Here is a 9,543-nt window from a genome sequence, read left to right as displayed (position 1 = left end):
TTCCGATCCCTAGAATGGGTTTCATGGGCCGTTGCAAGAAGCCCGGAAAATACAATCAGGAGACGACAATGAACTGGTACCGCGAAATATCGCCGCCGATCAACCCCGCCTGCCCCTTGCCGATACCCCACGTCACCAGCAGGGTCGGAATCACGAGGCTGAACAGTTGCGTGTCGATGCCGTCCAGCGCCCATCCCGCGAAGCAGCTCCAGAGCGTGCGCTTTTCCGTCGGCGATATTTCGCGGTACCAGTTCATTGTCGTCTCCTGATTGTATTTTCCGGGCTTCTTGCAACGGCCCATGAAACCCATTCTAGGGATCGGAGGGATAAAGAACTATGATGCAAGTGATCATCTTTCATATCGTTTTAATATGGACACGCGCAACCTGAAGTATTTCCTGGCCGTCGCCGACGCGGGCAGCGTCACCCGCGCCGCCGATCACCTGAACATTGCCCAGCCTGCGCTGAGCCAGGCGCTCACGCGCATGGAAAAGGATCTGGGCGTCAAGCTCTTCAGCCGCACGCGGCGCGGCGCCGACCTGACTGCGGCGGGACTGGCGATCGTCGAGGACGTGCGCATGAGCGTCGCGAGAATCGATGCCGCCTCGCATCGGGCGCGCGAAATCGGCGCGCAGCGAGCGGGACGGCTGACGGTGGGTTTTGCATCGGCGGCGCTTTTTGCAGTGCTGCCCCGCGCGATTGCGGCACTGCGCGCATCCGTTCCCGACGTCGATCTCGTGCTGCGCGAGATGAGCAACGCCGAGCAGACAAGCGCGCTTGAAACGGGAGAAATCGATATCGGCCTGTTGCACACGCCGGCGCCTGTTGCCGGGAAAATGCACGAGAAGCTGATCGCGCGCGAACAGTTGATCGCGGTGTTGCCCGAAAATTTTCCGCTGGGCGCAAACGGCGCGGTGTCGCTGAGCGAACTCGCGCCGCATGGCCTGGTATGGTTTCCTCACGGGCAATTGCCGGGTGTTCGTGCGGGGATCTTGAGCGCGTTCCGGCAAGCCGGTTGCGCGGTAGAAATCGTGCAGGACGCCAACCGTTCGCTGACGGTCCTCGCGTGCGTGGCTGCCGGATGCGGCGTGTCCCTGTTGCCGCGTTCGGTGCGCGCGCTGCAATTCAGTGGCGTGCGGCTTTGCGAAATTTCGGACGGCGCCGCGCCACCCTTCGAGTTGAGCGCCATCTGGCCTGCGCGCGCACGTACCACGCTTGCCGACCGGTTTGCGGGCCTCATCGAAGCGTACCCGGGCGAAAAGAAACGCAGCGTCCGCAGTCATGGATAATAAATATCAAATTGATGGTTCGCCGGCGATCCTGACCGTGCGATGCTATCCGCCCTTTGCGCCCTTCATCCGTCGTTTTCCGCGAGGACTCCCGTGAGCAAGAAAAAGATCCTTTTGAACGCGTTCGACATGAATTGCGTGGGCCATATCAATCATGGCCTCTGGACGCATCCACGTGACCGCTCGACCGATTACCGCAAGCTTTCATACTGGACCGACCTTGCAAAGCTGCTCGAAAAAGGACTGTTCGATGGCCTCTTCATTGCGGACATAGTCGGCGTCTACGATGTCTATCAGCAATCGGCCGATCTGACCTTGAAGGAGTCGGTCCAGCTTCCCGTCAACGATCCCATGATGCTGGTCTCGGCCATGGCCGCGGTCACGCGCAACCTTGGCTTCGGCATTACGGTGAACCTCACGTACGAAGCGCCCTACCTGCTCGCACGACGTTTCTCCACGCTCGATCATCTGAGCGACGGGAGGATTGGCTGGAACATCGTGACCGGGTACCTGGACAGCGCGGCGCGCGCGATGGGCCTGACCGGGCAGATTGCACACGATGAACGCTATGACCGCGCCGACGAATATCTCGACGTGCTCTACAAGCTCTGGGAAGGAAGCTGGGAAAACGACGCCGTGGTCCGCGATCGTAAAACGCGCGTCTTCGCCGATCCTGCGAAAGTGCACAAGGTGGATCACCACGGACGCTATTACGACGTCGAGGGTTACCACCTTTGCGAACCCTCGCCGCAACGCACGCCGGTGCTCTTCCAGGCGGGATCATCGGGCCGAGGACAGGCATTCGCCACGCGTCATGCGGAGTGCGTGTTTGTATCGAGCCAAAGCAAGCCCGGCACGAAAAAGCTCGTCGATGCACTGCGCCAGCAAGCCGCCGATGCCGGCCGCAACCCTGCCGACCTGAAGATCTTCATGGGCATTACCGTCGTGGTCGGCCGCACGCATGCCGAAGCCGAAGCAAAATTTGCCGAATATGCGCATTACGCAAGTCCCGAAGCCGGACTGGCGCATTTCGCGGCGGGAACGGATACCGACTATTCGATCTTCGATCCCGACGACGAAATCCAGCCGCCAGGCGCTCCGAAGAGCCGCGGCATCGAATCATCCGTGCAGCGCGTAACCGATGGCCAGTCCGGCTGGACCGTGCGGCGTCTGCTCGATCAGTTGAAGCTTGGCGGACGTTATACGACCATCGTAGGCGACCCGGTCGAAGTAGCCGATGCGCTCGAATCCTGGGTGAATGAAGCGGGCGTAGACGGTTTCAACCTGACCCGTACGGTGACGCCGGAGAGCTACGAAGATTTCATCGACCTGGTGATTCCCGGACTTCAGGCCAGGGGCATTTACAAAACCACCTACGCCGACGGCACGTTTCGCGAAAAACTCTTTGGGGGCGCCGCGCATTTGCCGCAGGAACACGCGGGTGCATCGTTTCGCAATCTGTCGACGAAATCCGCCGGATCAGCGGAATAATTCTGTCTCGACGCATCCAGATCCCGGAACCTGCCGTATTCTTTAGACAAGTTCAATTCCACGGGTTTATGGAGCTTTTGGAAAGGGTTTCCCCTGCGACGCGCCTCTAACTGGAGGCGCGCTTCTTCTTTCAAGTTTCCAAGCAAACAGTCGTTATAAACAGGAGCACGCGTTTCAACACCGCGTCAACACGCCAATTCGCGAGCGACACAACGCGTGCCACCCATGGTTTTGGTGGCATTATTCGTTGTAACCAACCGGTGTAATTTTTCATGGCAGCGTTTCCGTCGAGTCCCAGGCATCTTTATTACGTAGGCGATCCCTTGACGCTCGAGGTTCGCTCTCTGATGGACGCGCGCGGGTGGACGGTCAGAAATTCCGAATTGGGTCGTGACCTGGAGAGTTTTTCATCGAATGCGAGTGGCGGCCTGCTCGATTTTTCGTCCCGCAACGTCCAGTTGAATTTGCGCCTGGCCGAAACAATGTTGTCGATCAAGACCATCGGCTGGGTTGCGTTGCTTACGCCCATCCAGCTCGACAACGAAACAATCCGCCGCCTCGTGCGCGACTTCTGCTTCGATTACGTCACGCTCCCCGCTTCCGGCGAACGCATCCTGAATGCGCTCGGACATGCTTACGGCATCGCTGCCTTGCACGATGCAGGCTCGCGCAGCGGTGTGGTGGGCGGCACGCACGGCAATGTGAACGCCATGGGCAGCAGCGACGCCGAAGGCGAAATGATCGGTTCGTGCGACGCCATGCTGGCGTTGTTCCGAGCAATCCGCAAGGTCGCCATCACCGACGCGCCGGTTTTCATTTCCGGTGAATCCGGCACTGGCAAGGAACTTACGGCCGCGGCCATTCACCGGCATTCCACGCGGCGCGACCAGCCTTTCGTCGCGATCAATTGCGGCGCGATCCCCACGCATCTGCTGCAGTCCGAGTTGTTCGGCTACGAACGCGGCGCGTTCACAGGCGCGAACCAGCGCAAGATCGGCCGGGTGGAAGCGGCGAATGGCGGTACGCTTTTCCTCGATGAAATTGGCGACCTGCCGCTCGAAAGCCAGGCAAGCCTGCTGCGCTTCCTGCAGGAGCGCAAGGTCGAACGGCTGGGCGGACATGGTTCGACCTCTGTCGATGTCCGCATCATTTCCGCCACGCACGTCGAGATGCAGACGGCTATGGTCGAAGGCCGGTTTCGCGCCGACTTGTACCATCGTCTATGCGTGCTTCAAATCGATGAACCGCCGCTACGGGCTCGCGGCAAGGACATCGAATTGCTCGCGAAACACATGCTCGAGCGCTACAAGAAAGACGCGCATCGGCCGCTGCGCGGTTTCGCACCCGATGCCATTGCGGCGCTGCATAACTACTCCTGGCCGGGCAACGTGCGCGAGTTGATCAACCGCGTGCGGCGCGCGATCGTCATGGCAGAGGGACGCCTGATCGGCGCGCATGATCTGGAGCTTGGCGAATTCGCCGAACCGGCCCCAACGTCACTTGCGCAAGCACGCGAAGCCGGAGAACGGCAGGCGATCGAAATGGCGTTGCTCAGGAATCGCGGACGTCTGGGCGAAGCCGCGAAAGAGCTCGGCGTGTCACGCGTGACCCTGTACCGGATCCTGTCGGCATACAGCATGCGCGATGCGACGACATCGCCGGGCGTGGATGTCGAATAGAAACCCGCTGGTCGTCAGTCCGGCCAGCGTGTCCTGACGTTCATCGCCGACGACCATTGGAGAGAACAAAAGTCTCTGCATTGCGCGATCGCCTGATAGGCCCACCCGATCACCAGAACGAGTAACAGCCCGCCCAGCTTTTCGTCGTTGTGCATTTCATCCCCCGGTTGTTTTCAACGGCCTGTCCTTGCAGGCATAACCATAAGCATACTTACTAATTCTTATCGCTCTGTTCGCTAGCGCTCAAGAAAACGTCCATCTTTTGCACAGCGTCGTTCAAGCCTTTCCCCAGCGCCATGCGTCATGCAACCGTTCCCGCAAATAGTCGATGAATCCCCGCACCCGCTGCGCAATAACGACATCCTGCTGGTCGAGGGACGTAACTATTCGCCCGATAAATTCCTTGAACAGATCAAGCTCGACTTCGATCAGCTTTACGACGAAGCCGGTACGCGTCGCCGCATGATGTCCGTGAGCGCGCACGACCGGATCAGCGGTTCGCCGCAAATGGTCCGGGTGTGGGATGAGTTCCTGCGTTACGCGAAGAGCCGGCCCGATGTCGCGTTCATGCGCAAGGACGACATTGCCCGATACGTGCTGCAAAGTCCCCTCACGCCGCGTGAGACGGAAACCATCTGATCGAACCTGGCCGCAGCCTTCCGGCGTTTTAATTCCGGGGCTGCAGTTCAGGGGCTGCAATAAAGGAGTCTGAGAATGAATACATTCGCATCGAAGAGCGTATTGATCGTCGGCGGAAGTTCGGGCATTGGCGCCGCCACCGCGAAAGCCTTCGCCGAACTCGGGGCGCGCGTGACGATTGCCTCGCGTAACCAGGAGAAGCTGGATGCAAGCGCGGCGGAGATCAAATCGAGTATGGGATCAACCGTGGACACGGCTGTATTGGATACCGGCGACGAAGCCGCCGTTGAACGTTTCTTTGCGGAGACGGGACCGTTCGATCACGTGGTGGTATCGGCAGCTCAAACGCCGGGCGGTCCTGCACGCACGCTCGCACTCGCCGATGCCTACGCTGCCATGGACAGCAAGTTCTGGGGCGCATATCGCGTCGCACGTGCCGCGAAAATCACCGACGGCGGTTCGCTCACGCTTATCTCTGGCTTCCTGAGCGTGCGGCCAAGCAAGAGTTCGGTGCTGCAAGGCGCGATCAACGCCGCGCTGGAGGCGCTGGCGCGCGGCCTTGCGCTGGAGTTGTCGCCGGTGCGGGTGAATGCGGTGTCGCCGGGGATGATCGCCACGCCATTGTGGTCGAAGCTCAGCGACGAAGCACGCCAGAGCATGTTCGATAACGCCGCCGCCCGCTTGCCCGCACGCCGTGTGGGGCAACCGGAGGACATCGCCAATGCCGTGATCTACCTTGCGAGCACAGCGTATGCGACCGGATCGACCGTGCTCGTGGACGGCGGCGGAGCAATTGCGTAGGATTTCGAATCAATCATATGTTCCGGCTATGCCCGGGCCATTGGCGTGACGCTTTCACGCATTGCGGCGTCGCGCAGCATCTGATGCGTGAGCGTGACATGCTGACGCGCGTATCCACGCGTGGTCAGTTCCTTCGATGTCAACTCCTGCTGCGCGCGGCGGATGCGTTCTGTCGTGCCTTCGGGATCTGCGCCTAAAGCGGCAACGGTTTCGCGAAGACTGCGCGGATCGTGGACCGGGACATACGAAACGGCATCGTGCGAGAAGTAGTCGGTGAGCCCGCCAATGTCCGTGGCAACCACCACCTTCCCGGCCATCACGCCTTCCAGCACCACCGTGATACCCGATGCATGATGATTCGGATGCAACGGCACCACGATCACATCGGCCCATTCATAAAGCTTGCGCTGTTCTTCGATACCCGATACCGGCGCCACCACGACGTTATCCGCCGCGCTTGGACGCGAGACCTTGCGCTGCGTTGCAAGCCGTGCCGAGAAACGCGCGTCGTTCTCGAAGGCTTCCATGAACGTCTGCCAGTCGCGATCCCGGTCATTGCCTATCGCGGCAACGCGCAAGGGTTCGTGCGGACGCCACTGCGACACCGGCTGCATGGGGAAGTCGTCCGTGCTGATGCCATAGAGCACGACCGTTGCTTCGCGGTTCCAGAATTGCTTGACGAGCGCGGCGTTATCCGTGGTGAGCGTCGTGAGCAGATCCGCACGGTTGAGCAGCTTCTTGTAGATGGCGCGCTTGAATCCGCTTAGAGACTTCCATACGTCGAGCAACCAGACGCTTTGGGCAAGCAGCAGCGGCTTGGGTCCACGCTTGAGCATCAGCAACAGCGCAGCGGACAGATACTCGCGTTCCGTATGCGTCCAGACAACATCGGACTCGAGCAACGCTGCACGATTGCGAAACGTATGAATCAGGTCACAGCCAAACAGCGCCTTCAGGCCGCGGCGGATGGAGCGCATCGCGCGACCTTCGGGATGATCCTGCGAATACGAAACCGCCACGGATTCAGACTCGGCGTAGTGATAACCGTACAGGCAACCGACGTTGTCATCCTTGCGATAACGGCTCGGATCGACACCGTAATACAAATGAACGTGGACCTTCGTCGGCACGCTCGCCACAGTGCTCTTCGATCCCATCTATCCCCCGAATAAAAACGCCTGGCCTGAACGTCGAAACGCTGGCTACGCTGAAAAACGCATCGTACAGGGACCATGTGCACCGTCCAGCACGACGTGCGATGCAACGTAGGATAGACCACACATCGCAACGCCAGCCTCATCTTGTGTTCGGCAACGCGCAAACAAGACGATGAGATTCTGCTAGTGCCAATGCGCGCGTTGCATCGACACTGACGTGAAGGGATCAGAGCGTCTCGCTCGTTCCCGAGCCCGTACCCGTCACTCGATTTGACACTGCCTGACACTTATCACGCGCCTATTTGTTTCGCTATAAGCGGCACGGCACACAGCGTCCATCGTTGCGTTGGTTTTGAAGCACAACTGTTCGCCTTACAACATTCACAGCATGACCCCCGTTGATAAATTCCGCTCGCATTCAAATAACAAACACCGGGGCGTACCATGTCAAATCCTGTTCGTACGCGAGCGATCTCGCTTGCACCGTCGTTGCTGCTCATTCCGTTTCTTCTCAACCCGATTGCTGCGGCAGCCGCGTGCGCAGTGAATGGTCAATACACTGTTTGCAGTGCCGGCTCGCCAGAGACAACGACGATCGGCACGGGCAATGCGCCGGGTAACGACGACCGCACAGTCGTCGTCAAGAAGGATGCGCTCATCAATACACAAGACGCATCGGCAATCAGTCTCGCCGACCGCGCCAACATCACCGTGAAGTCCGGCGGCACCGTCAGCAACCATGCAGTCGAGTTGCACGGGTTCTACGGCACGGGCACCAACACCATCGAGTTCCAGAACAACGGCACACTGACGGTCGAAGCCGGCGGCAAGGTGTTGTCCAAAGGCACTGAAGACATTGCCGAAGCCGTGAACCTGCAGGGTACGGGCAACGTCATCACGAACAGCGGCCTGATTCAGGCAAAGAACGCCGCGGCCATCTGGTTTCAGAACACGTCGGGCAGCAACACGGTCATCAACACGCAGACGGGCGTGATCGAAGCGCCTGTGAACGCAATCGGATCGAGCGGCGACGGCGCTGTCGATTTCACGAACAAAGGCAAGGTGATCGGCAACCTCCTGTTCTCGGGCGGCGACGACACCATGCGCATCTACACCGGTTCGACGGTGCAAGGCAGCGTCGACGGCGGCACGGGCAACAACCAGTTGATCTTGAGCGGCGCCGGCACCGGAACGCTCGACACATCGGTGAGCGGGTACATTGCCGGCTTCCAGACGCTCATCAAGGACGATACCGGCACATGGACGCTCAACGGCATCCTGCCTGACGTGCAGACGGCGGAAGTCGCGAACGGCAAGCTGATCCTGACCGGCGACAACAACGCTTACGCAGGACAGTTCACCGTCGACGCCCCCGGCACGCTCGAAGCGCGCGCGCAAAGCCTGCCGTCGGCGATCACGGACAACGGGCTCGTGCGTTTCGCACAGACCGACGATGGCACGTATGCGGGCTTGCTGAGCGGCACGGGTTCCATCGAGAAAACCGGCGCCGGTACATTGACGCTGGCGCCAACGGCGCCCGGCGGAAACACGTATTCAGGCGGCACGTTGATCACGCAAGGCACGGTCAACATCAGTGCCGATAACGCATTGGGCGCTACCGCCGGCGGCGTTACGTTCAACGGCGGCACGCTGCAACTCGGCAACAATCTCGACCTCGCGGCCACCCGTGCAATCACGATCGACGCGAACGGCGGGACCATCGACACGCAGCAGTTTTCATCGACTCTTTCGCAGGCTGTAACCGGCTCAGGCGCATTGACGAAGCTGGGCAGCGGCATGCTCACGATGAACGGCGCAAGCACCTATGGCGACACGAACGTGCTTGGCGGCACCCTTGCAGTCGGCGACGCGCAACACGCGAGCGCGACGATCGGCTCAGGCACGACGACCGTTGCCGACGGCGCGACACTCGGCGGCTTCGGCACGGTCCTGGGCTCGGTGAACAACTCGGGCACGATCGCTGTCGCAAATGCGTTGCCGGCTTTCTCGGCAACTTCGACAGGCTCGTTCCTGATCCAGGGCAACCTCACGAACAACGCCACGATCAACCTCGCGGCTGCATCCGGCACGACGGGCAATGTGCTGAACGTCAGCGGCAATTACGTGGGCAACAACGCGAAGCTGATTGTCAACACGGTGATGAACGAAGGCGGCGCAGCATCGAACCAGTTCACGGACAAGTTGGTGATTGGCGGCAATGCAAGCGGCGATACAACCGTAATCGTGAAGCCGACAGGCCTTGGCGCGCTGACCGTTGGCGATGGCATCAAGGTCGTGCAGGTGAACGGCACGGCTGCATCCGGAACGTTCCATATGACCGCGCCGGTACAGGCGGGCGCGTATGAGTACCTGCTGTATCAAGGCGGAACAGGACGGCCGAGCGACTTCTACCTGCGTTCGTCGCTGGAGAATCCGCCGGTTACGCCACCTGTGACACCGCCCGTGACGGGAGGCGTCACGGGCGGA

General features: G+C 60.2%; 6 protein-coding genes and 2 pseudogenes. 6 read left to right on the top strand and 2 right to left on the bottom strand.

Features of this window, described 5'->3' with window-relative positions; all coding sequences use genetic code 11:
* Positions 1 to 91 precede the first annotated feature (91 nt).
* Positions 92 to 256: pseudogene (locus ACRXB1_RS21930) on the bottom strand (MFS transporter); the annotation flags it as partial.
* Between the two features lie 115 nt (positions 257 to 371).
* Here ACRXB1_RS21930 and ACRXB1_RS21925 point away from each other — a divergent pair.
* The 5 genes and pseudogenes from ACRXB1_RS21925 (at position 372) to ACRXB1_RS21905 (ending at position 5,899) form a co-directional block, all read left to right on the top strand.
* Complete coding sequence (locus tag ACRXB1_RS21925; RefSeq protein ID WP_449493197.1) at positions 372 to 1,289, top strand: LysR family transcriptional regulator; 918 nt, start codon at positions 372 to 374, stop codon at positions 1,287 to 1,289.
* A 93-nt stretch (positions 1,290 to 1,382) separates the two neighbouring features.
* Positions 1,383 to 2,780, top strand: coding sequence for an LLM class flavin-dependent oxidoreductase (locus tag ACRXB1_RS21920; RefSeq protein ID WP_449493196.1), 1,398 nt, complete (start codon positions 1,383 to 1,385; stop codon positions 2,778 to 2,780).
* 272 nt (positions 2,781 to 3,052) lie between these two features.
* Positions 3,053 to 4,459 (top strand): sigma-54 dependent transcriptional regulator, encoded by a 1,407-nt coding sequence (locus tag ACRXB1_RS21915; RefSeq protein WP_075358426.1) that lies wholly within the window; start codon positions 3,053 to 3,055, stop codon positions 4,457 to 4,459.
* 336 nt (positions 4,460 to 4,795) lie between these two features.
* Positions 4,796 to 5,098 (top strand): annotated as a pseudogene (locus tag ACRXB1_RS21910) (polysaccharide deacetylase family protein); the annotation flags it as partial.
* A 75-nt stretch (positions 5,099 to 5,173) separates the two neighbouring features.
* Complete coding sequence (locus ACRXB1_RS21905) at positions 5,174 to 5,899, top strand: SDR family oxidoreductase (protein ID WP_449493195.1); 726 nt, start codon at positions 5,174 to 5,176, stop codon at positions 5,897 to 5,899.
* Positions 5,900 to 5,925: 26 nt separating this feature from the next.
* On the opposite strand, the gene ACRXB1_RS21900 is transcribed toward ACRXB1_RS21905, so the two are convergent.
* Entirely contained in the window at positions 5,926 to 7,056 is a 1,131-nt protein-coding gene (locus tag ACRXB1_RS21900; RefSeq protein ID WP_062002004.1) for a glycosyltransferase, read from the bottom strand.
* 444 nt (positions 7,057 to 7,500) lie between these two features.
* Between ACRXB1_RS21900 and ACRXB1_RS21895 the strand changes: the two genes are divergently transcribed.
* Positions 7,501 to 9,543 (top strand): autotransporter outer membrane beta-barrel domain-containing protein (locus tag ACRXB1_RS21895; protein ID WP_449493194.1); only part of this gene is annotated, 2,043 nt, incomplete at its 3' end.

This window comes from Caballeronia sp. M23-90 (assembly GCF_053574605.1).
This window is presented reverse-complemented; position numbering and strand designations above follow the sequence as displayed.